The sequence below is a fragment of the Photobacterium ganghwense genome, from assembly GCF_003025595.1.
Classification (GTDB): Bacteria; Pseudomonadota; Gammaproteobacteria; order Enterobacterales; family Vibrionaceae; genus Photobacterium; species Photobacterium ganghwense.
In genome coordinates, this window is the sequence record NZ_PYMI01000002.1 from 659,255 (window position 1) to 682,362 (window position 23,108).

The 23,108-nt window shown below is 47.8% G+C and carries 19 protein-coding genes; 11 read left to right on the forward strand and 8 right to left on the reverse strand.

Going from position 1 to position 23,108, the window contains the following annotated elements:
• Window positions 1-132: 132 nt before the first annotated feature.
• From C9I92_RS08835 to C9I92_RS08850, 4 genes are read right to left on the reverse strand one after another with little or no spacing between them, the layout of a single operon-like run.
• Window positions 133-1,098 carry a 5-oxoprolinase subunit C family protein gene (locus C9I92_RS08835; RefSeq protein ID WP_047884652.1) on the reverse strand — a complete coding sequence of 322 codons (966 nt, stop codon included), beginning with the start codon at window positions 1,096-1,098 and terminating at the stop codon, window positions 133-135.
• A complete protein-coding gene (gene pxpB / locus C9I92_RS08840; RefSeq protein ID WP_242551954.1) occupies window positions 1,095-1,868 on the reverse strand; it encodes a 5-oxoprolinase subunit PxpB in 774 nt (257 codons plus the stop codon). The genes C9I92_RS08835 and pxpB overlap by 4 nt, the downstream gene beginning before the upstream one ends.
• Complete coding sequence (locus C9I92_RS08845; protein WP_047884651.1) at window positions 1,865-2,620, reverse strand: 5-oxoprolinase subunit PxpA; 756 nt, start codon at window positions 2,618-2,620, stop codon at window positions 1,865-1,867. The genes pxpB and C9I92_RS08845 overlap by 4 nt, the downstream gene beginning before the upstream one ends.
• A 35-nt stretch (window positions 2,621-2,655) precedes the next feature.
• A complete protein-coding gene (locus C9I92_RS08850) occupies window positions 2,656-3,471 on the reverse strand; it encodes a putative hydro-lyase (RefSeq protein WP_047884650.1) in 816 nt (271 codons plus the stop codon).
• Between the two features lie 171 nt (window positions 3,472-3,642).
• On the opposite strand from C9I92_RS08850, the gene C9I92_RS08855 reads away from it, so the two are divergent.
• Both C9I92_RS08855 and hemB read left to right on the forward strand, forming a co-directional pair.
• Window positions 3,643-4,542, forward strand: a complete 900-nt coding sequence (locus tag C9I92_RS08855) for a LysR family transcriptional regulator (protein WP_053061773.1) — start codon at window positions 3,643-3,645, stop codon at window positions 4,540-4,542.
• Between the two features lie 259 nt (window positions 4,543-4,801).
• Window positions 4,802-5,788, forward strand: coding sequence for a porphobilinogen synthase (gene hemB / locus C9I92_RS08860; protein ID WP_047884649.1), 987 nt, complete (start codon window positions 4,802-4,804; stop codon window positions 5,786-5,788).
• 9 nt (window positions 5,789-5,797) lie between these two features.
• Here hemB and C9I92_RS25270 read toward each other — a convergent pair whose 3' ends face one another.
• Entirely contained in the window at window positions 5,798-5,977 is a 180-nt protein-coding gene (locus C9I92_RS25270) for a hypothetical protein (protein ID WP_146149680.1), read from the reverse strand.
• An 11-nt stretch (window positions 5,978-5,988) separates the two neighbouring features.
• Complete coding sequence (gene iolB / locus C9I92_RS08865) at window positions 5,989-6,813, reverse strand: 5-deoxy-glucuronate isomerase (RefSeq protein WP_047884648.1); 825 nt, start codon at window positions 6,811-6,813, stop codon at window positions 5,989-5,991.
• Between the two features lie 434 nt (window positions 6,814-7,247).
• On the opposite strand from iolB, the gene iolD reads away from it, so the two are divergent.
• The 8 genes from iolD to C9I92_RS08905 all read left to right on the forward strand — a co-directional run bounded on the left by iolD (window position 7,248) and on the right by C9I92_RS08905 (window position 19,260).
• Window positions 7,248-9,182: a 3D-(3,5/4)-trihydroxycyclohexane-1,2-dione acylhydrolase (decyclizing) gene (iolD, locus tag C9I92_RS08870; RefSeq protein ID WP_084712517.1), complete on the forward strand. Its 1,935-nt coding sequence runs from the start codon at window positions 7,248-7,250 to the stop codon at window positions 9,180-9,182.
• Window positions 9,183-9,584: 402 nt separating this feature from the next.
• On the forward strand, window positions 9,585-11,495 hold the full coding sequence (locus C9I92_RS08875) for a bifunctional 5-dehydro-2-deoxygluconokinase/5-dehydro-2-deoxyphosphogluconate aldolase (RefSeq protein WP_207104048.1): 1,911 nt from the start codon (window positions 9,585-9,587) through the stop codon (window positions 11,493-11,495).
• A gap of 34 nt (window positions 11,496-11,529) precedes the next feature.
• Window positions 11,530-12,420 (forward strand): myo-inosose-2 dehydratase, encoded by an 891-nt coding sequence (gene iolE, locus C9I92_RS08880; protein ID WP_047884646.1) that lies wholly within the window; start codon window positions 11,530-11,532, stop codon window positions 12,418-12,420.
• A 96-nt stretch (window positions 12,421-12,516) separates the two neighbouring features.
• A complete protein-coding gene (locus C9I92_RS08885; RefSeq protein ID WP_084712516.1) occupies window positions 12,517-13,281 on the forward strand; it encodes a sulfite exporter TauE/SafE family protein in 765 nt (254 codons plus the stop codon).
• Window positions 13,282-13,728: 447 nt separating this feature from the next.
• The gene (gene iolG / locus C9I92_RS08890) at window positions 13,729-14,715 is read left to right on the forward strand and encodes an inositol 2-dehydrogenase (RefSeq protein WP_047884645.1); all 987 of its coding nucleotides are present in this window, start codon (window positions 13,729-13,731) and stop codon (window positions 14,713-14,715) included.
• Between the two features lie 113 nt (window positions 14,716-14,828).
• The gene (locus C9I92_RS08895) at window positions 14,829-16,526 is read left to right on the forward strand and encodes a solute:sodium symporter family transporter (protein ID WP_047884644.1); all 1,698 of its coding nucleotides are present in this window, start codon (window positions 14,829-14,831) and stop codon (window positions 16,524-16,526) included.
• Window positions 16,527-16,675: 149 nt separating this feature from the next.
• Window positions 16,676-18,538, forward strand: a complete 1,863-nt coding sequence (locus C9I92_RS08900; RefSeq protein WP_047884643.1) for a DUF294 nucleotidyltransferase-like domain-containing protein — start codon at window positions 16,676-16,678, stop codon at window positions 18,536-18,538.
• Window positions 18,535-19,260, forward strand: coding sequence for an exonuclease domain-containing protein (locus C9I92_RS08905; protein ID WP_047884642.1), 726 nt, complete (start codon window positions 18,535-18,537; stop codon window positions 19,258-19,260). Before C9I92_RS08900 ends, C9I92_RS08905 begins: the two co-directional genes overlap by 4 nt.
• Here C9I92_RS08905 and C9I92_RS08910 read toward each other — a convergent pair.
• Entirely contained in the window at window positions 19,251-20,105 is an 855-nt protein-coding gene (locus tag C9I92_RS08910; protein ID WP_047884641.1) for a MurR/RpiR family transcriptional regulator, read from the reverse strand. The two genes, C9I92_RS08905 and C9I92_RS08910, sit on opposite strands and share 10 nt — an antisense overlap.
• Before the next feature lie 451 nt (window positions 20,106-20,556).
• On the opposite strand from C9I92_RS08910, the gene C9I92_RS08915 reads away from it, so the two are divergent.
• Window positions 20,557-21,390 (forward strand): MurR/RpiR family transcriptional regulator, encoded by an 834-nt coding sequence (locus C9I92_RS08915; RefSeq protein ID WP_047884640.1) that lies wholly within the window; start codon window positions 20,557-20,559, stop codon window positions 21,388-21,390.
• Between the two features lie 328 nt (window positions 21,391-21,718).
• On the opposite strand, the gene C9I92_RS08920 is transcribed toward C9I92_RS08915, so the two are convergent.
• A complete protein-coding gene (locus tag C9I92_RS08920) occupies window positions 21,719-22,891 on the reverse strand; it encodes a Gfo/Idh/MocA family protein (protein WP_047884639.1) in 1,173 nt (390 codons plus the stop codon).
• Window positions 22,892-23,108 lie beyond the last annotated feature (217 nt).

A 23,108-nucleotide genomic window follows, 5' to 3' on the forward strand; every position in this document is an offset into this window, starting at 1 on the left:
ACTCCTGTATTGAAAAGCCCGTATCCGCTGGGCAATGTATGTCTTGTTGATATGATTGTTATGATGTTTATCTTTGCGTGCGTCTCCCTGTGGTAAGTGATCTCACTTACCACTGACAGTTAGGGGATTCTTTTACTTCGCTTGATTCAGTAGTTGTTCGGCATGTTTTTTACCGACGTATCCGCGAAAAAAATGATGCTCAATCATGCGCTCGGCTTCGGCTTGATAGAGATCCTTTTCAATAAAACGAACGGTCGCTCCCGGCTGGCACTGGGCAAGCTTGCTCAGATCCCTTGCCGTGACACAGCCGATTTTGGGATAGCCTCCGATCGTCTGACGATCCCTCATCAGGATGATCGGCTGTCCGTCGGCGGGGATCTGGATTGCACCCAGCGCGATCCCTTCAGAGATCAAACTGGTGGTTTGGCATGCAATGGCAGCCCCGGACAGGCGATAACCCATGCGATCAATCTGCGGCGTTACTGTAAATTCACTGCTGAAAAAACGCTCGCGCTCGGCTTGGTCAAACAGATCGTATTGGTAGCCGGGAATGACGCTAAGGGTAATTAACTGACCATAGTCGGGAATGAATTGCTCCGGTACCCTGCGCGTTGGCATTGGGGTAGTCACGTTATACCGCAGGCGATCCTGCGCCATCAGCTTGTCACCTTGTCGGCTGAAACCGCCCAGCCCGTCACGCATAACCGTTGCACAGCTGTCGAGAACGCCAGTGACTTTAAATCCCTCTTTAACGGCCAGGTACGAACGAATACCGTTTCGTGCGCCGCGCAATGACAGCTGATCACCGGATCGAACGCGGAGGCTTTGCCAAGAGGCAACAGGTTTTCCGTTAAGGCGGGCATTCATATCTGCTCCGGTCAATGCAATTGTCGTATCAGCATGAAACTCGCAACTGAATTGCCCCATTGCAATCTCGATTTGTGCTGCATTTAACGGGTTATCCAGCAAACGGTTTGCCCATAAAAAAGCATGTTCATCCATTGGCCCGCCAGGGCTGACGCCAATATGCTGATGACCGTGGCGACCCAAATCCTGCACCAGACTCAATGGCCCCGGTGTTAATATACGTAATGTCATGCCACCTCCCTGACCGGTTCAGCCGCTGCGCGCATTTCTGCGCGGCGATATTCTTCCTCTTCAATGACCCCACCCAATGCCAGAAACTCATCTCGGGTAATCGGGGTAAACTTGACCTTGGCACCCATCTCGAACACGGTCAGATTTTCCCGCTGAAAATCGATCAAATCGATTGGGGTACGACCTATGATCTGCCAGCCGCCCGGGGAGGCTTTCGGATAGATTGCAGTTTGTTGATCAGCCAGTGCCAGGCTGCCTTTGGGAACCTTGGCGCGTGGCGTTTGCTTGCGCGGTATATGAATGCGTGAGTCCGTATTGCCGAGATAAGCAAATCCTGGTGCAAAACCGATCGCATAGACTCGGTAAATCGTGTTGGCATGGATCGAGATGATCTGATCAAAATCCAGTCCGGTGTGGCGGCAGATCTCATCGGCATCAAGTGAAACTTCCGGCCCATAGTAAACAGGCAGCTCGATCATGGGGCTTAATTCGGTCTCGGAATGCCGCTGTTCAGCGGTTGACAGCACCTGTTTGAGAAGGGCTGTGAAATCACGCTGGCCAATAGCCATCAGATCGAATGTCACCAGGATGGAGGTATACGAAGGGACAAGATCAACCAGATATTGTCCTAACTCTGCACGTAACACTGGCAGCACTGCGGCGATATGATCAGCGGTTTCCGGACTGGCCTGATTGGCAAAGTACACCATCAAAGAGCTTTCATTAACTGGCGTGATAGTGATTGAGGTGATAGCCATCGAGATAGTCATAAGGCGCCTCCGTATGGGTTACTTGGCGGTAATAAATCGCGAAGCAGCTGGGCGGTGGGCAGTGCCAATGGACCATCCCCATGGATACACAAGGTGTCGGCATGTACAGGGATAACCTGACCATCAAGGGTGGTAACGCTTCTTTCCTCGATCATCTGGCGAGCCTGACGGCGGATCTGGTTCAGTTCGTGATAACTTGAGCCCGGCACAGTACGTGGTACCAGTCGCCCATCCTGATCATAAGCACGATCCACAAAGGCTTCAAACCACAGCTGAATGCCGTAATCAGCGGCAAGGGCTTGGTATTTCTCATGATTGGGTACCGCCATAACAACCAGTGGCAGAGACGGAGCGACTTTACTCATCGCTTCAACCAGAGTGATAAAAACCTCATCGTTTTTCATCATGGTGTTATAAAGTGCACCGTGAGGCTTTACGTAATCGAGAGAGACAGATTCACCTTGGCAAATGGCTGCCAGAGCTCCAACCTGATAGATGAACAGGGCAGACAACTCATCTTGGCTCATTGCAATTTGACGGCGACCAAACCCTTGCAGGTCAGCATAACCGGGATGCGCCCCCACACTGACCTGATGTTGCTTGGCCAGCCTGACGGTATTGAGCATTACCGTGGGATCAGATGCATGCATACCGCACGCAATATTCGCCATATCCAGATAAGGCATGACTTGCTCATCGCTGCCCATTTTCCAGATGCCAAAGCTCTCGCCCATATCACAATTGATTTTCATGCGGTTTCCTCCCTGAATTGACTGTTTGACGTGTGTTAAAGCACTGACAGTGCATTATTCAGCAAATCAGTAATCAGCATTTTGCCCGGCGCATGAGTGATGCAGATCGGTGGTTTACTTTGGCGAATGACATTCTGTGGCGTTACTCCACAAGCCCAGAACACCGGTACTTCACCGTCGAAGATATCAACCGCTTCCCCGTAATTTGGCGTGTTGATGTCTCTGATACCAATGGCTGTCGGGTCGCCGAAGTGAACAGGCGCACCGTGTGCCTTCGGATAACGGCTAGTGATTTGAATCGCTCGGATCGCGTCTTTAGGCGTGAACGGGCGCATAGAGACCACCATGTTGCCCGAAAAACGACCGGCAGGCTGGCAGGCGATCTGGGTGTCATACATTGATACATTGCGACCCTGTTCGATGTTACGAACGGTCAGGCCAGACTGAATAAGGGCTTCTTCGAAAGAGAATGAGCAGCCAAGAACAAAAATTACCAGATCATCACGCCAGTGCTCGCTCAGATCCGAAACCGAGGTTTCAAACTGGCCGTTATAAAACACATGGTATTCCGGTACGTCACGGCTGATATCGATATCGGCTCCGATTTCGGCCAAAAACGGACTGCCGGGTTCTGTGACACCAATTAGTGGACAAGCAACCGGGTTTTTCTGGCAAAACAGCAGAAAATCATTCGCCCAGTCAGCTGGCAGCATGACCAGGTTGGCCTGCAGGTAGCCGGGCGCCAACCCGCTGGTTGAGCCGGTATAAGCATTCACGCGTATTTTCTGGCGCAGCTCGGCCAGGGAAAGCGTTTGCAGGGTAACGGACTCTTTTTCTCCTGAGATTAACATCTGGACCACTCCTTGGTTCTTATTATGTAAATACTTGGTAACAATAAGGCTTCCTGCGATAATGTCTATTCTTGATTTTTTGGCTTACCTGATAAATAAAATTTATAGGTCAGAGATTTATTCTGTATTTACTTGTTACTGATAGGGATTTTACGCGAAGGAGAAGCGGCTATGTTGAACCTGAAACAGCTAGAAACATTTGTATGGATTGCAAATCTCGGCAGTTTTCGACAGGCGGCGGAGCATCTGTGTACCACACAACCGGCCATTTCTACCCGGATTGCGAATTTGGAGCAGGCGCTGAATACCACGCTGTTTTATCGTGAAGGAGGAGTGGTGTCGCTGACAGCAAAAGGAAGAGAGTTGCTGCCTCTGGCAGAGAAAATCCTCGCCAACACTGAAAAGCTGAAATACAAAGCTGACTCGGCAAAAGCGTTATCCGGTATGCTGCGTATTGGTGTGTCCGAGACGCTGGTTCATACCTGGTTGCCGGATTGCCTGAAGCTAATACAACAGCAGTTACCGGATGTGGAAGTCGAGCTGATTGTCGATGCAACGGTGAATTTGCGCAAAGAATTGCTGGCACGCAATGTGGATATTGCGCTGTTACTTGGGCCCATAGCGGAGCCTTCTGTTATCAATCAGGTGATTTGTGATTATCCGCTTTACTGGGTGGCCAACCCTGATTTACTGACTAGCCAGCAGGCTAAAGCAGAAGATTTTGCTCAGTGGCCAATTATTACCTACGCCCGTAATACTGCCCCGTACCATGAAATATCGCGTCATTTTAAGCAAGATGAGGGGCTAGCTGTGCGTTTTTACTCTGCCAGCTCGTTGTCAGCCAGCGTACGGCTGGTCGAAAAAGGGGTCGGTATTGCTTCACTGCCTAAAGAAGTGATCTGCGATCAACTGGCCAGTGGTCACTTAGTGCTGCTTGACGCTGACTGGCAACCCAGTCCGTTGCGATTTACGGTATCGTATATCAATGCCCCTGCCAGTTTGCTGATTGAGCAGGCTGTAAATCTGGTTATTCAGGCGCGCGATGAGTATGAGCAAACCTGCTCGGGCTAATGGTTTTGTTGGTTTTTATCTGTATAAATTTCAGGCATGTACCGTGATGCTGATAACCGGTCAGGCAGGCAGCCAGAGAGGCGATGATATTGCCATTGGTATTTTAAGCCATTAAAATCAATGGTTTGTTTTTCTTTGTGTGGGCGGTGACGCCGAGCGCCATAACTCCCGCGACAAAAGTGGGGAATATTCCCTAAACTTTTGTGCCAAACAGTGATAAGTTTTGTCACACAAAATGTATCCAATGGGAAAGACGTCCATGACAACCCTTCCAACTCCGTTTAAGCGCCTGCGTCGCTTACGTCATACAGCAAACATGCGCGAACTGGTCCGTGAGCATGATTTCAAACTCACCGATTTAATCCATCCGTTGTTTATCGAAGAAGGCATCACGGCACCGGTTGAAATTTCGACCATGCCGGGTATTGTCCGCTTACCGGAAAGCCAGTTGGCTGAAGAAGCAAAAGCTCTGTATGAATTAGGCATTCGTTACGTGATGCCATTTGGTATTTCTCACCACAAGGATGAGGAAGGGAGCGATACCTGGAGCGACAATGGTCTATTGGCGCGGATGATTCGAACGATTAAAGAAGCCTGCCCGGATATGATGGTCATTCCTGATATCTGTTTCTGTGAATACACCTCGCACGGCCATTGCGGCATTGTCCACGACAACTGTGTCGATAACGATGCAACACTGGAAAATCTGGTGAAGCAGAGTGTTACCGCTGCGAAAGCCGGCGCTGATATGCTGGCACCTTCCGCGATGATGGATGGTCAGGTGAAGGCTATTCGTACCGGCTTGGATGCCGCTGGTTTTGAGCACGTGGCGATTCTGGCGCACGCCGTAAAATTTGCTTCTTCATTTTATGGCCCTTTCCGCGCGGCTGTTGACAGTGAACTGGACGGCGATCGTAAAGGCTATCAAATGGATTACGCGAACGGCCGTCAGGCGCTGGTGGAAGCGCTGCTGGACGAAGAAGAAGGCGCCGATATTTTGATGGTAAAACCGGGTACACCTTATCTGGATGTATTGGCTAACCTGAAAAAAGAAACTAACCTGCCGCTGGCGGCCTATCAGGTCGGGGGCGAGTATGCGTCCATCAAATTTGCGGCAATGGCCGGTGCGCTGGATGAGAAAGCGGTCGTATTTGAAACTCTTACCGGCTTTAAACGTGCTGGTGCCAATCTGGTTGTCAGTTATTACACCAAACAGGTGGCACAATGGCTGTCTGAAAGCCGCTAACTCCCTACCTTAAAGTCGCAGTGTTTTTGTTGGCAGTGTTTTTGTCGGTTTAGAAACTGCGTGTGAAAAACCATTTTCAGCCCAGCCGTTCGGATGGGCTGATTTGTTTGGTGTTAAGGCATGCTGAAGCAGACAAAAAAGCCCTGCTTGAGTGAGGTCAAACAGGGCAATATTATCCAATAAAGACAAAGAGAACTCGGTTAACGGTGTTTTGCTGCGTACTCTTCGCTGTTTATCCAGCTATGTTCTTCTTCCCAGGTAAATAACCATTTACGGGTCGGGCCGGCCATAACATTTAAGTAGTAGTTGTCATACCCAGCCATGGTTGCTACCGGATGATAGCCTTTAGGAGCCATGACCACATCTTTGTTATAAACGGCCATCGACTCATCCAGTGAGCGGTCATCGGTATACACGCGTTGTAGGCAGAAGCCTTGAGGCGGGTTCAGACGGTGGTAATAGGTTTCTTCCAGATAAGTTTCATGTGGCTCATTATCTTGATCGTGCTTATGACTTGGATAGGAACTCGTGTTCCCCTCATTGGTATACACCTCAACAACCAGCAGACTGTCAGCCTCTTTATCATCTGGCAATATATTGTGGACATAGCGTTGGTTATTCCCGTTACCACGGTGTTCTGCATTAATATCTGCCGGAGCAATCAGTCGGGTCGGGTAATTCCCTTTTCCCGGAGCCTGACAAATGGCGAGCTCAAGTGCGGTGTTTGCCACCACGCAGTAGCTTTCTCCTTGGGTAACGTAAACGGCATAAGGTTTCTTGCGTTCAAAAGGATCCATACGATCGCCAATGTTTTCGAACGTGGCTGTTGGCGTTGAGACGGTGGCTTTACCGGCGACTAATACCAGACAAACTTCATTTTCAGAGGCTGGCATTTCAACACGCTGACCAGCTTCCAGTTCAACGACCTGAAAACCCACATACTTCCAACCGGCTGATTCCGGTGTGATCTGCTGTGTACGGTGATGTGCGTCAGGCGCATGATATTTTGAGAGTAGCTTTGACATCCTAGACCTCTGCTTATGATGACACCCGCCGGTGTCTTGCATCCTGTGAAGTAAAACTCTATTGATTTTTAACTTTCATTAAATCTATCACGTGAAATTTTTATTTCAATAGTTTCATTCTGCTTGTTCCTCTTTTCGTGTTTTGTGATGACAGGGGTTATTGGCGGCAGGGCTCTTCTATATAGATTGGTCTATCTATATGATTTTAATTAATTAAAAAGGATGTCAGGATAATTGGCGCTGTTTATGAAGCGCTGTGGATTTATACCAAGATCACAAAAGACCATATCGTTTCATAATTGTCTTGAAATGAAAAAAATGTTCCATATATTATTTTGTAAGACTAAAACCCCTTAGGGTGGGGCAGATATAAAGCGACACATTCAATAAGAATGGATTCTGCAACGGCCTGCTTGATTGGAGAGACAGTGGTTATGAGCACCTTACGAATGACAACCGCCCAGGCGCTGGTGAAGTTTATGAACCAGCAATACGTCGACGTCGATGGTGAACAGCAAAAATTTATTCATGGTGTGTTTACTATTTTTGGACATGGCAATGTGGTTGGTTTGGGTCAGGCTCTGGAGCAGGATGCTGGTGACTTGGTGGTTCATCAGGGGTGTAATGAACAGGGAATGGCTCACATTGCCATGGGTTACGCCAAGCAGCAAAAGCGAAAAAAAATCTACGCGGTCACATCTTCCGTTGGTCCTGGCGCGGCAAATATGGTGACAGCGGCTGCTACCGCCACTGCTAATCGTATCCCTGTTCTCTTTTTGCCTGGTGATGTATTTGCCTCGCGTCAGCCCGATCCTGTGTTGCAGCAGGTTGAGCAGTATCATGATTGTTCTATCAGTACGAATGACTGTTTTCGTCCGGTATCCCGTTACTGGGATAGAGTTTCCCGTCCTGAGCAACTGATGAGTGCGATGATTAATGCCATGCGTGTGCTCACCGATCCGGCTGACACTGGTGCTGTCACAATCTGTTTGCCTCAAGATGTGCAGGGCGAAGCGTACGATTTCCCAGACTATTTTTTTCAAAAACGAGTACATCGGATTGAACGTCGTCCGGCTTCCGCAGCCATGATTGAAGACGCCGTGAGGCTGATTCGCAGCAAGAAAAAGCCAATGTTGGTGTGTGGTGGTGGGGTTCGTTACAGTGAAGCTCATGAAATGTTTCGTCTGTTTGCTGAACGCTTCAATATCCCGTTTGGGGAAACACAAGCGGGTAAAAGCGCTGTTGTTTATGACCATGTATTGAATCTGGGGGGTGTCGGCACCACGGGTTGTCTGGCTGCTAACCTGATTGCCAAAGAAGCGGATCTCGTGATTGGGGTTGGTACCCGCTTTACCGACTTTACGACGGCCTCGAAATCCTTATTCCAGCATCCGGATGTTGAGTTTCTGACGATCAATGTTGCTGAGTTTGATGCTTATAAACTGGATGCTTCTGCGGTCGTTGCTGATGCCAAAGAGGCATTGATTGCGATTGGCGATCAATTGGAACAGGTGGGATACCGCAGCGGGTATGTTGATGAAATCAGGCTCGCGAAGTCAGCATGGAAAACAGAGCTGGAGCGACTGTTTGCAATTGAATATCAGGACGGATTCTCACCTGAAATTGCTGGTCATCTCGATGATAAGTTGTCGGAGTACAGCGACGCACTTCAAACTCGTCTGACTCAGACTCGCGTATTGGGGCTGTTGGATGAGCACCTTGAAGATCATGCTATCGTGGTTGGTGCCGCTGGCTCGTTACCGGGGGATTTGCAACGTGTGTGGCAGCCAAAGCAGCCTGATACTTATCATATGGAATATGGTTACTCTTGTATGGGTTACGAAGTGGCGGCGGCAGTCGGAGCGAAGCTTGCCTGCCCTGAGCAACCGGTGTACGCGATGGTCGGAGACGGCTCTTATATGATGCTGCACTCGGAACTGCAGACCGCTATTCAGGAAGGGCTGAAGATAACGGTGCTCTTATTTGATAATGCCGGATTTGGCTGTATCAACAATTTACAGATGAGCCAGGGGATGGGAAGTTATGGTACAGAGAATCGCTATCGAGACCCTGCGACAGGCGGGATGACCGGTAACTTAGTGAAAGTCGACTTTGCCAAGAACGCAGAAAGTTATGGTTGCAAGGGGTACACGGTACACACCGAAGCGGAACTACTCGCCGCATTGGAAGATGCTCGTAAGCAGGCGGTTTCCTCGCTTATCGATATCAAAGTATTGCCGAAGACAATGACTCATGGTTACGAGGCATGGTGGCGTACCGGTACTGCGCAGGTTGCTGATGATCCAAGAATTGTTGAAGCGGCTGACGATATTAAGCGAGTGCTTTCCGAGCAGGCAAGACAGTACTAGCGGTCAATTACTCCAGAACTCGCAAGATTCTTACTTTCAAAGCGACAGCCCTGTATGCATTGTACAGGGCTGTTTTTTTGAAATGAAAATTTCATTTCAGTTTTAACTCATATCAATGAAACTCATTTCTCCTCCCTGTTCACATTTGATGACAGGCAATATTGCTCAACGAGCTGTGGCGCTATTCCCCTGTCTTTAAAAGGAAACTCTGCGGAGATCACATAATGAAATACTTGTTTTTATATTAATTGAAAATAAAACAAATATTTCGTATAAATGAGTTATCGAAACAAATGGTGCTTTGCAGTCACCCAGCGTGAAACAGAGGCAACTTCATTGCTTGTTCTGATAGGCATTCAATATTTCACATCGCTGGTGTAAGGCAGGAGCTGGTAAGGAGCTATGGAAGTGAATACTGAAAAGAAATTTGATGTGATATGCATGGGTCGTATCGCGGTCGATTTATATGGCCAGCAAATCGGTGCTCGTCTGGAAGATATGGGATCATTCCGTAAATATCTGGGTGGCTCATCAGGGAATGTTGCTTACGGAACAGCGCGTCAGGGATTGAAGTCTTCAATGCTGGCAAGAGTTGGTGATGAGCATATGGGGCGCTTTTTGCGTGAAGAGCTGACTCGTGTTGGCTGTGATACCACTCATTTGATCACCGATAAAGATCGTCTGACCGGATTAGTCATTCTGGGTATTAAAGATGAAGAGACTTTCCCACTGATCTTCTATCGCGACAACTGCGCGGATATGGCGATAACCGGAGATGACTTTTCTGAAGAATATATTGCATCGGCACGCTGCCTGGCGATTACAGGTACTCATCTTTCACATCCGAAAACACGCGAAGCTGTACTCACTGCTCTGAAATATGCCCGTCGAAATGGTGTGAAAACAGCCCTTGATATTGACTACCGTCCGGTGCTTTGGGGACTAACGTCGTTGGGTGATGGCGAAACCCGTTTCATCGAGTCTGACAGCGTCACCGAACAGTTGCAGGAGGTTCTGGGGTTGTTCGATCTGATTGTTGGGACAGAAGAAGAGTTCCATATTGCTGGTGGTTCGACGGATACCGTCGAAGCACTGCGTAATGTGCGTAAAATTTCTCAGGCGGAATTTGTTTGTAAGCGTGGGCCGTTGGGTTGCTCTGTCTTTACTGATGAGATCCCGGAAACACTGGATGAAGGTATCACTGTTCACGGAGTGAGAGTCGATGTACTTAACGTACTAGGCGCCGGGGATGCCTTTATGTCCGGTCTGTTGCGCGGCTACCTTAATGGTGATTCCTGGGAGCAGTCATGCGCGTACGCCAACGCTTGTGGTGCACTGGTGGTCTCTCGCCATGGGTGTGCACCTGCAATGCCGACAAAAGTTGAACTGGATAATTATCTGGCTCGAGCGAACGTTGTACCTCGCCCAGATGTGGATTCAGAGTTGAACCATCTGCATCGAGTGACAACGCGTAATAACGTGTGGGAAGAACTATGTGTGCTGGCCTTCGATCATCGCATCCAGTTTGTCGATATGGCACGAGCCGCAGGGGCGGATATATCCAGAATCAAACCACTGAAGAAACTTATTCTCAAAGCCAGCCAGGAAGTGGCGGAAGAAGCGGCCCTGAACGGCAAAGTTGGTTTGCTGTGCGACAGTACGTTTGGTCAGGATGTACTGAATGAAATTACCGGGCAGGGGTGGTGGATTGGACGCCCTATTGAGCAGCCAGGCTCACGCCCGTTGGAGCTTGAACATGGCAATATCGGCTCACAGTTGATCGACTGGCCGTTGGAACACATTGTGAAATGTCTGGTTTTCTTCCATCCGGAAGATGACCACCCGACACGTCTGCGCCAGGAAGCGAAGGTCAAAGAAGTTTACGAGGCATGCTGTAAGTCAGGTCATGAACTGTTACTTGAAATTATTCTTCCTGCCGACATGGAGATTAGTGATGCCCTGTATCTTCGTGCCATGAAACGTTTCTATAACTTGGGCGTGAAACCCGACTGGTGGAAACTGCCGCCACTATCAAGCCAGAGCTGGAGCCAAGCGGCGGCGTTGATTGAAGAGCGCGATCCTTATTGTCGGGGAGTTGTTCTGCTTGGGCTCGATGCTCCACAGGAAGAATTGGAAGCTGGATTCGCAGCGGCAGCAACCCAATCCATTGTCAAAGGTTTTGCTGTCGGTCGTACCCTGTTTGGCCAGCCATCCCGAGAGTGGCTAGCCGGAAAAATAGATGATGAAACATTAGTGAAGCACATCAAGGTCAACTACCACAATCTGATTACCTTATGGCGTCAGCGCGGCTAGTACCAACACTATTTATGGATTAAGGAGTATCACAATGGCTGTTCAACTTGGAATCAATCCTCTTACCTGGACTAACGATGATCTGCCAACTCTGGGCGCGGAAACACCGTTGGAAACTTGCCTGACGGAAGGTAAACAAGCCGGTTTCGCTGGCTTTGAGTTAGGTAATAAATTTCCGCGTGAAGCAAGTGTGTTGGGACCAATTCTGGCAAAGCATGATTTGAAACTGGTATCGGGCTGGTATTCGCTGGAATTGCTGACACGATCTGTAGAAGAGGAAATTGAGGCAGTACAAAGCCACTTGACCCTGTTGCGTGAATTGGGTGCGACCGTCATGGTGGCTTGCGAAGTGACCAACTGTATTCATGGGGCACAGGAGACACCCGTGCACCTGCGTCCTGAGTTTCCGGCAGAGCGCTGGGAGGAGTACGGTAAGAAACTGACAGAGTTTGCTCGTTACACACAAAGCCAGGGAGTGCAAATTGCCTATCACCACCACATGGGAACAGTGATTGAAACGGAACAAGACGTTGATAACCTGATGAAGCACACTGGTCCGGAAGTGGGATTGTTGTTAGACACGGGGCACCTGACGTTTGCTGGCGCTGATCCGATTGCGGTCGCTGAACGTTGGGCAGATCGTATCAATCACGTTCACTGTAAAGATATCCGGGCGGATGTATTGGCCGACTGTAAGAACCGTAAGTTGAGCTTCTTAAATTCTGTCTTAAATGGTGTGTATACCGTGCCTGGTGATGGTTGCATTGACTATCCAGCGGTGTTCAAAGTGCTGAAAGCGGCTAACTACAGTGGGTGGTTAGTTGTAGAAGCTGAGCAAGACCCAGCTGTGGCTCACCCGCTTACATACGCCACAATGGGGTATAACAACCTGCATAAATTTGCCTCAGATGCTGGTCTGCTGTAAAAGGGCGACAATTTGAACTGTGCATGAAAGCGCCCGTATGGGCGCTTTTTTATTATTTCTGAACGTTGAACAATCTGTATATCCGGTGAGGGAAAAATGATAGTGACTGACCCATGGTTTTATGTCGCAGCGGTTCCCGCGGTATTGATTTATGGTATCGGAAAAGGTGGGTTGGGTGGGGCTCTGGGCATTGTGGCCGTCCCTCTGATGGCGTTGACCATTCCCCCTGTACAGGCCGCTGCCATCATGATGCCCATTTTGTGTGTGATGGATTTTTTCGCCGTGCGGGAGCACTTTCATCATGCCGATCGTCGTCAACTCAAACTCATGCTGCCGGGATCAATCATTGGCGTTACACTGGCTGGGCTACTGATGGGGTATGCATCTGAAAATGTGCTGAAGCTGCTGATTGGCTCTTTATCACTTTTGTTTTGCCTGCAGTACCTCCTGAATCGTGAAAGTAAACCAACTCGCTCTAGCGGCTGGAGAGGTTTTGGTCGCGCTGGATTCTGGAGTCTATTGTGCGGGTTCTCCAGTACCACCATTCATGCCGGAGGAGGACCCGCCAGTATATATTTGCTGCCACTGAGGTTGGAGAAAGTGACGTTGATAGCCACTATGGCAGTGCTGTTTGGCTTGATTAACCTGGCAAAATTAATCCCTTTCACTGTATTAGGTAAGTTTGACACAACGAATATGCTTACTGCTCTGGTCCTGATCCCCCTCGCTCCTATAGGTGTCAAACTTGGGATCTGGTTACTGCACCGGGTGAGCCAAATCTGGGTATATCGACTGTGTTACGTATTTCTTTTTTTATCCGGCGTGAAATTGTTCGCTGATGGCATGATAAGCGGGCTGTAACCTTCAGTGTTCTCGGTGAAATACATTTTTACGTTGTACTTCTCTTCTCATCTCTTCTTATCTTTACCTCGCTTATTATATTTTGAAACGTATGATTCAGTTAGGCGAACTTATTGTTGTTTTTGTTCGTCGATAAACGGTTCTTCGGTATCCAAATTTCCCTCTACTCTCAATGTTTTTGTGATGTTTCACATTGATTTATTTTCATTCTCTGAATTTATTGAGAATTTTGTTACACAGTGAGCAAAAATGAATATTTCGTTTTTGTTTTTCATGAAATAAAAATTTCTTGTGGTATATTTTTTCTATCAACTGATGCATCACCAGCATTCATATGTAATGAAGTGAGTTCAGCGCGGTTCAGCCTATGGCATAGCTGTCTGGCACTGAGAGGAGCCGGTGATGAAACGGACAACACAAACTGGGTTCTGTTTAAAAGGAGTAGTTATGTACAACATCGCATTGTTCGGCGCAGGGCGTATTGGGCAGGTTCATGCTGTGAATATCGCAGATCATAAGGAAACTCAACTGTATTCTGTCATTGACCCATTCTCTCAAGGAACCGCAGCGCTTGCAGAAAAATACGGCGCCAAACAACAGAGTACTGAAGAGGCTTTGGCTGATCCAAATGTACACGGTGTGCTGATTGCGTCAGCAACGGATACACATGCTGAATTGATTGAATTAGCTGCGAAAGCCGGTAAAGCCATCTTCTGTGAAAAACCTGTTCATCTGGACATTGAGCGAGTTCGCAGTTGTCTGGCCATCGTCGAACAGTATCAGGTTCCGTTGTTTGTCGGGTTTAACCGTCGTTATGACCCTCAATTCAGAAAAGTACGTGAGATGCTGAGTGCGGGTAGTATCGGCAAAGCAGAATCGTTACTGATCACCTCTCGTGACCCATCTCCACCACCTGCCGAATATGTAAAAGTATCTGGTGGCATGTTCCGAGACATGACTATCCATGATTTTGATATGGCGCGTTTCATTATGGGGGAAGATCCTGTCTCCATTTATGCTCAGGGTAGTAATTTGGTTGACCCTGCAATTGGCCAGGCCGGTGACATTGATACCGCATTTATTGTGATGAAGTTCCCTTCTGGTGCAATGGCGACAATCACCAATAGTCGACGTTCTGGTTACGGTTATGACCAGCGTATTGAACTGCATGGTGAAAAAGGGCTGCTGACTGCGAAGAACATTCACGAAAATGCTGTTGAGCAATGGGGCGAAGCTGGCTGTGTGGCTGCCAAACCAGAGCATTTCTTCCTGCAGCGCTATGATGCTGCATATAAAGCAGAATGGACACATTTCGTCGATGTGTTGGCTGGCCGCGCACAACCAGAATGCAGTGGGTACGATGGTGAACTTGCGTTATTGATGGCTGATAAAGCCCTTGAATCGCTGAAGACCGGTAAAGAAGTCAAATTATAACTCTATCAAGCGGGCTGCTTTGCGTAGCTCGCTTTTTATTTTGCTATCCAATAACACCAGTGCCAACGGATTCTGGCTCTGGAAAAGCGTGTAATACAAAGTTTGGAGGTATCATGCTAGCTTTTCTTTCGTTTGTTGGGTTTACCTTGTTTGTGGCAGGGTTTGCCTACTATAAAACACGAAATGCGCACCTTACGGATTCAGCCGAAGGTTATTTTCTGGGAGGTCGTTCTCTGACGGGCGTATACATTGGTGGCTCTATGCTTCTGATGAACCTGTCAACTGAACACTTGGTGGGGTTGAATGGGCTGTCATTCCGAACCGGTTTTATAGTGATGGCGTGGGAGGTAATGGCTGCGATGACCATCGTGCTGTTTGCGATGTTCTTTCTGCCGCGTTACCTGAAATTAGGTATTTCCACTATACCGGAATACCTTGAAAGACGTTTTGATAAGCAGACTCTGACCATTACTTCCATCCTTTTCCTGAGTATGTATGTCATCTCGCTGTTACCTATCGTGCTCTATACCGGTGCAATTGCACTGGAGAGCTTGTTCCAGGTTTCTCATGTATTCAACGTCGATAAAGATACGGCAATGTGGATCATGGTATGGGGTGTTGGTGGTATGGGGGCGCTGTATGCCGTCTTTGGTGGGATCAAGGCGATCGCTGTAGCTGATACGATCAACGGGGTAGGGCTGATTACCGGTGGTTTGATGGTGACGCTGTTTGCGCTGGCCTACGTCGGTGATGGAAATGTATGGTCTGGCCTTCTCGAGGTGTATGAAAGTAATCCTGACAAGTTTAACTCGATTGGTGACAAAGACTCATTGGTTCCTTTCTCGACGCTGTTTACCGGGCTGATCATTTCCAATATGTTTTTCTGGTGTACTAACCAGTCGATTGTACAAAAAGCGCTGGGAGCGAAAAACCTGGCGGAAGGCCAGAAAGGGGTATTGCTGTGTGCGTTCTTCAAGCTGATGATACCTTCCATTATCATCCTGCCCGGCATTATCGCGTTCCATGTGTTTCAGGGACAAATTGATAACCCTGATCATGCTTATCCGAACTTGGTACAACTGGTTCTGCCTGAAGTACTGGTGGGTTTCTTCGCCGCTGTGGTTGTGGGGGCGGTTTTCTCTACATTCAGTGGTGGCCTGAATTCATCCGTCACGCTATTTACGGTCAATATTTTCAAAAAATCACTAAAGCCTGACGCAACAGAGGCACAAACCGTGAAAGTCGGTAAGTTCCTTGGATTGGGATTAGCTCTGGTATCAATGATTGTTGCTCCATTGGTAGCAAATGCCCCGGATGGCCTGTTCTATCTCATTCAACAGCTACAGGGTATTTTCAACTCGCCAATTCTCAGCGTGGTGCTTGTCGGCCTGTTAACGAAGCGTGTGCCAGCAATTGCTGCCAAGCTGGGTCTGGTCTTTGGTATGTCAGCGTATATTCTGTTCAATTTTGTCATCAAGATTGATATTCACTTCTTCCATTTGGTCGGGATGCTGTTTGTCATCAACGTTGTCTTCATGTTGGTCGTTGGCTACTTCTATCCACAAGAAGCGTATCAAGAGGTGTATACCGAGCAAGTTAATATTGAACCTTGGTCTATGTCCCTGCCTGTGTCGGTTCTTATCACGCTTGGTTCTGTCTCAATGTACATTTACCTTGCGCACAATGTTCCGGGGTGGCTAATGACGGGTTACTACGTGTTGGCAGCTTCTGCTCTCGGCTATGTGTTCTGGTCAATCGGTCGAGAATTGATGAAAAGCCCGCGTCTTGCTGCTCGAGCACAAGCCGATTAAATCGCGCTCAAAACATGACACAACCATGAAACTGAAACCCCGGTGAGCTCTGCTGGGGTTATACCGAAATGACCTTGTGCTGAATTGTCTGCCGAACCAGGCTCGATGAGAAAGCAAAGGTCATTTCGGTATATGCGAATGGAAATAATATGGAACAGTCACTTTTACCAAATATATTTGATTACCTTTCCACTGTAGATCCTTTTGACCACCTCACCCCTGCAGCACGTGATGCTCTCGCGGCATCAGTCGATATTCTTTACCTTATGAAAGGCGATGAGCTGGCAGGGCAAAAAATCGTCGGGCAGGGGCTTTTTATTGTCCGTCTTGGGGCCGTAGAGCAATGTAACCCCGATCGGTCACTCAGAGCCCGGCTGGCCGATGGTGATCTCTTTGGTTTTAGCCAGTTACATAAAAGCGAGCACTGTGACTATACCCTGACCGCAATTGAAAATACTTTGCTGTACCGAATTCCAAAGCAAGTCTTGATGCAGCTGATTGAGGAAATACCAGCTGTTCGGGATCATTTTGCTTCGCAGGAATCAGTGCGGTTGGCAACGACCGCGACAATGGCGGAAGCTGCAGATGAAGCGTTGTATCTAAAGCCAGTCAGAGACGTTGCAAACACAAATATGGCCTTGGTTTCGGCGTCTACTTCCATTCATGAGGTGGCGAAAACCATGGTTGAAAAGCACCGTTCAAGTGCCTTAGTGATGGATGGCGATAAGCTGCTGGGTATAGTGACTGATCGGGATATGACCAAGCGAGTCATTGTTGAAAACATTCCTCCAACCTCACCGGTTGCTGTGGTGATGACACGTGATCCACAGGTAATCGATGGGGAATCGTCGATGATCGAAGCCATTGAATCTATGATGCAGCATAACGTTCGCAGCTTACCGGTGATGGATAAAGGGAACGTCATCGGGGTATTGACTGCGACCAGCCTTGTGGAAAAAAGTCAGGTTCAGGCCGTTTTTCTTATTAGCCGTATATACCGTCAGGAAAGCCTGGAAGACCTTAAAGCGTTGATCCCGCAACGACATGCTGTATTTGAAACCCTGGTGGATACGGGTATGCACTCCCGATCAGTACAGCAATTAATGACGTTGGTGGCGGATGCGTTTAATAAGCGGCTGTTGCAATTGGCCGAGCGTGAACTGGGGCCTGCACCAATACCCTATGCCTGGTTTGTTGCAGGTTCTCAGGCTCGAAATGAAATCCACAACCTGTCTGATCAGGACAATGGCTTAATTCTTGCGCGACAGCCTGATTCGGAAGAAAAAGAGTATTTTCGTCGTCTGACTGAGTTCGTCTGTTATGGTTTGGCAGAGTGTGGCTATATTCTTTGTCCGGGACATATGATGGCGACCAATCCCAAGTGGTGCGTCTCTTTGGAGCAATGGTTGGAGTATTATCGAGACTGGATCATTCACCCGGATTCTCAGGGGCTGTTAAATATATCGGTATTTCTAGATGTTCGTTTTCTGTTTGGCCAACAGGAGCTGGTAGAAGCGCTTCAGCACAAGCTAACAGCTTATATGCGGGGGAATCAGCGTTTTTTGGCGATGTTGGTTGCCAACTCGTTGCGGGTACATCCTCCTCTGGGAATGTTTCGACAATTTGTGTTAGCAAAAGATGGCGAAAACCGCAGTGTCTTTAATATAAAGAAGCAGGCTGTAAATTTATTGGTTGAACTGACTCGAATTTATGCGTTGGCTGCGGAGAGTCAGGAAACAGAAATGTCGAAACGTCTTGAGGCAGCAGTTAAAGGGGGAATAATCAGCGCTGCCAGTCAGCAAGAGCTGATTGAGGCGTGTAATTTTATTAACCAAGTTCGTTTTCGCCATCAACGCTTAGCACATGAGCGTGGTGAGCCAGCCAGTAATAATATCGCTCCGTCCCTGCTTACGCAGTTCGAGAGAAACCACCTTAAAGATGCATTCAGAATTATTTCTCGTTATCAGGAAGCGGCACAACAGCGGTTTCATGCGAAAGGAGTGTTACGATGATAAAACGATTATTTCAGTCCTTTCATCCACTGGAGCAGTTGGAGAAGCAACGCATGTCTGAATGGTCGAAAGGAACCGTCCCAGATCACCTGAAGCCTCTGTATCAAACGCCGATCCCTCCCCCTGATATACCATTTGAAGACCTGGAACTGGTGGTGTTGGATTTCGAAACGTCTGGTCTTGACCCTGATACTGACGCGATTTTGTCCGTAGGGATGGTAGAGATACGTCAGCAAATATTGTCGTTGTCGACAGGCAAACATTACTATTTGCTAGCCGCTGATGCGGTTAAACCGGAAACGGCGGTGATAAACCATATTGTACCGGAAACGTTGGCTGGGGGAATGACCGAGCAAGAATGTGTCAGTACTGTGGTGGCTAACTTAGCGGGTAAAGTGGTTGTTGCACATGGCGCTGCCATAGAGCAAGCCTTCTTACGACGAGCATTTCGATTACCGCAAGACGTGCCGCTTCCCCTTGTCTGGCTTGATACCCTTATGCTGGAAAAGTCACTCTCTGTTAACAGAGGGAAAAGCAATCCAGACCTCAGGTTATGCCATATTCGTGAAGAAAAAGGGCTGCCGCCATATTTGGCCCATAATGCTCTGGCTGATGCTGTGGCGACCGGTGAATTATTGCTGGTACTGGTCAGGGAAGTCTTTGCCGGAAAAACCCCAGTGCTGGGGCCTTTGGTACAGCGTTCGCTGAAAGGTTATGCCTGAGCGGGCAGTTTGTCGTGATTGGCTTGTTGCTTGAATATCAGCGCAACGGCTAATGCCTGAACCAGGCATTGTGTGGCCGACAAAGAACGAAATGCATCAACCTGAGCCTCTTTGACCACAAAGCACACATCACTGAAGGAAGCCAATGGACTGATCTGGCTATCTGTCAGAACAATTTGTTGAGCTCCTTTCGTTGCTGCTATGGTGCTGGTGAGTATCGTTTCTTCCGCATAGGGAGAGTAGCTAATTGCAATGACGGCATCATTGGCGTCAATCATACTAATCTGCTCTTTGAACATGCCACCGGTCCCGTCGACCAGTGATGCTTTTCGGTCGAGGTGGCGTAATGCGTAAGTGAGATAAGAAGCGATCCCAAACGAACGTCCTAATCCAACAACATAGATATGTTTTGCTTCACTCAGAATATCTACAGCTTTTTGTAGGTCTTTGGGGGGAATGTGGGTTGCGAGTCGTTCCATTGCCAAGGTATTGGCTCGGGTAAACTCATACAGAATATTTTCGGGACGCTCGTTAACCGTTTGATCTCCCTCAAGCTGACGGAAAAGACTGGCTCTTTCTGAGTAGCTTGACGTTTCTTCAATCAGGTTTAGCTGAAAAATTTGTTTTATTTCGTTAAAGCCACTGAAGCCAAATGCATTGGCAAAACGAATTAATGTTGAAGGAGGCACGTTAGCCTCTTTGGCGATAGCCGCTACGGTGTCAAACGCCACACTATTCGGGTTATCAAGAACAAATCCTGCGACTTCTTGCAGCCGTTTGCTCAAGCTGGGGTAACGCTGCCTGATCGTATTTTGAAGCTGACTGAGGTTTGACACGTTACTCATACATGACTCCATTGAAACTTTTATTTCATTTATTATCGTTAAAGTGAAGGTTGGAAGCAATTGTGTGAAATGAAAATTCCATCAAGGTTCACGATTGTATGAATAATTTAAGTTGTATGTCGCCCAATTATTACAATAAGTCAGTATGTAGACGCAGTGAAGCGTTCAGAGCTCTCAGAAGCAATACCCAGTTGCTTGAGAATAAAAACGTTATTTGAATGACAAATAGCAACATGTCTTGAACATAGAAACCTTTCTATCAGTATTTATAAGAAGTAAGGAAAAAATGTATCAAGCCGTCTATGGATAATTCCCCGCTTAGGTATGCCGGTGGTGCGGCAGTAAAGGGTTGAATGTTTACATTACTTGCGACCTATATCTGGAAAAATCATTTCATATAAGAATGAAAAGTTAATACAATGAGTCAGGTACGCCTATTGGGGAGCTTTATATGGATGCTGCTAACAGTCTGACTGAACTGCAAGAGCAAATTCGTGAAAAATATGACGATTTAAGTAAGCGGTTACAGCAAGTTGCTGGCTATGTTCTTGATAACACGAACAGTGTAGCCTTTGATACCGTTGCGGTTATTGCACAACATGCTGAAGTACCGCCCTCGACATTAATCCGTTTTGCGAATGCGTTTGGATTTAGCGGATTCAATGAAATGAAACAACTATTTCGCCAAAACTTGCTCGAGGAAACTGCAAATTACACAGATCGTATACGTCTTCTGAAAGAGCTGGATGATGATACCACCCCTCCAGAGCAACCTATTGATATCCTTCAGGCTTTTTCCAGGGCAAATGCTCAGGCGATGCAGCAACTCGCCGCACAGACGGAGCCTAAAAAGCTAGATTTGGCTGTAGATATTCTCAGTCATGCAGAGAATATCTACCTGATTGGTCTGGGCCGCTCGTTCAGTGTGGCTTCTTATTTGACGTATGCGCTGCGTCACCTGAATCGTCGCGCTTTTTTGATTGATGGCCTTGGCGGTATGTTTAAAGAGCAAATCAGCATGATTGGCTCTAATGATGCTGTCATTGCTGTCAGCTTCTCCCCATATGCCAAAGAAACGTTAATGCTTAGCGAGGTGGCGTCACAGCTGGGAACCAAGCAAATCATTATTACTGATAGTCAGATAAGTCCACTGGCCTCATTCAGTGATGTGTGCTTTGTGGTTAAAGAAGCACAGGTTGATGCTTTTCGATCGCAGGCTGCTTCTTTATGTCTGGCGCAAACATTGGCGGTGTCGCTGGCGTTCAGAGATGGGAACAGTGAATAAGTCTACTGACTGAGGTAATGCTTGCTGGTTGAACACTGCCAGGCTTCTGGGGGAGAGACGATCAGGTTTTTCACTCCAGTGGGTGGAATAATAGAAAAAAGCGCCTGACATAGTCAGGCGTTTCTGTATTCGGGTACTTTGCTAAGGCTGATTTAACATTCCCATGCAACGACCCACTCACTCAGAGAAAAACGAAAGGACTTTAAAGATAGAGCCAGCAAGGACTGAATTGTATAGTCAGGCTTGCCTGAGGTTTGGATATACTGCCGCTTTCGGGGGAACCGGTGGTATCTCCGGATTGAGTCTTCAGTGCAGCGTTGAGCGAAACTTAAAAGTTAACCCAAGCTGAGTGATTGTCTGCAGACTCAACACACTTCTCGCATAAGCGTACACCGTTAATGCCGGCATCAATCCCTGGTATCCAGACATTGTCGACTGTGGCATGATCGTTACGCTCAGTGGCGTTAAACACAAGTGCGAACCGGTGATACAGGTTCGCCCAAGATTCAAAATATCCTTCTGCATGCCCACCACCAATATGGCTGGCCGCAACGCCTTCGTTATCTTGATACAGGTAGCCCATGCCACGATCCAGAATACGTGGTGCCTCTCCCTGAATTTCGTAACGCAACTGGTTAGGGTGCTCATCCCACCACTCAATAGATGCTTTTGAGCCAACAACGCGAATTTTTTGTTGATGCATTGAGCCCGCATTAACCGCTGAGGCCCATAGCGTTCCAACTGCGCCGCCTTCAAACTCCATCATGACGTGTGCATTGTCTTCTAATGGTGCGCGAGACGGAATAAAACTTTGACGCATACAAGACAGGCGGCTGACCTGCATGCCGGTGATCATCTCGCAAAGATAAAAAGCATGCGTGCCAATGTCGCCAATCACATAAGTGGGGCCTGAAACTTCAGGACTAACACGCCATTTAAGGCCCGGCTCTTTTTCTTCATAGGCTTCATTATGAAAACCGTGAGCAAATTGCATATTAACGACGCGAATGTCTCCCAAATCACCCCGGGCAACCATTTCTCTGGCCTGATGGATCATTGGAAATCCGGTGTAACCATACATTACGCCAATGACACGCTGCTTTTCTGCTGCCAATGTTTTTAACTCTTCAGCTTCAGCAGAGGTGAATGTTATAGGCTTTTCACAAACAACATGCAGCCCTGCCTTTAACGCAGCTTTACAGATCTCATAATGAGTAGAGTTCGGTGTTGCGATTGAGACTGCTTGAATACCGTCTTCACGTTGTGCCTCGGCTTCAAACATCGCTTGGTAGTTTGGGTAACAACGCTGTTCCTCAAGGCCAATATTGATCCCAAACTCCTGACAGCGGGCAGGATCTAAATCAAAGGCACCAGCCACTAATTTGAACAAGCCATCACGCTGAGCGGCATTGCGATGAGAATAACCAATCTGGCTGCCTCTGCCACCACCAACCATGCCCCAGCGGATAGGTTGCTCGAATCGACGTTCTTCATTAAACATATTGAAATCTCCGTGACTGTACCGTGTGTTCGAATGTGTTCACAACATTGCTTTTGGCATTTAAAGCTGGTTGTAACGGTATCGATAAGATGGTTGCAATATAGCCTTCCAATCTATTTTTGTGAAATGAATATTTCATTTAATGTGATTTTGGAATGGTTTTGTATTGGAGAGATGGAGAAAAGTTGGCTGGGAAAGGTGACTAAAGTGGATTCTC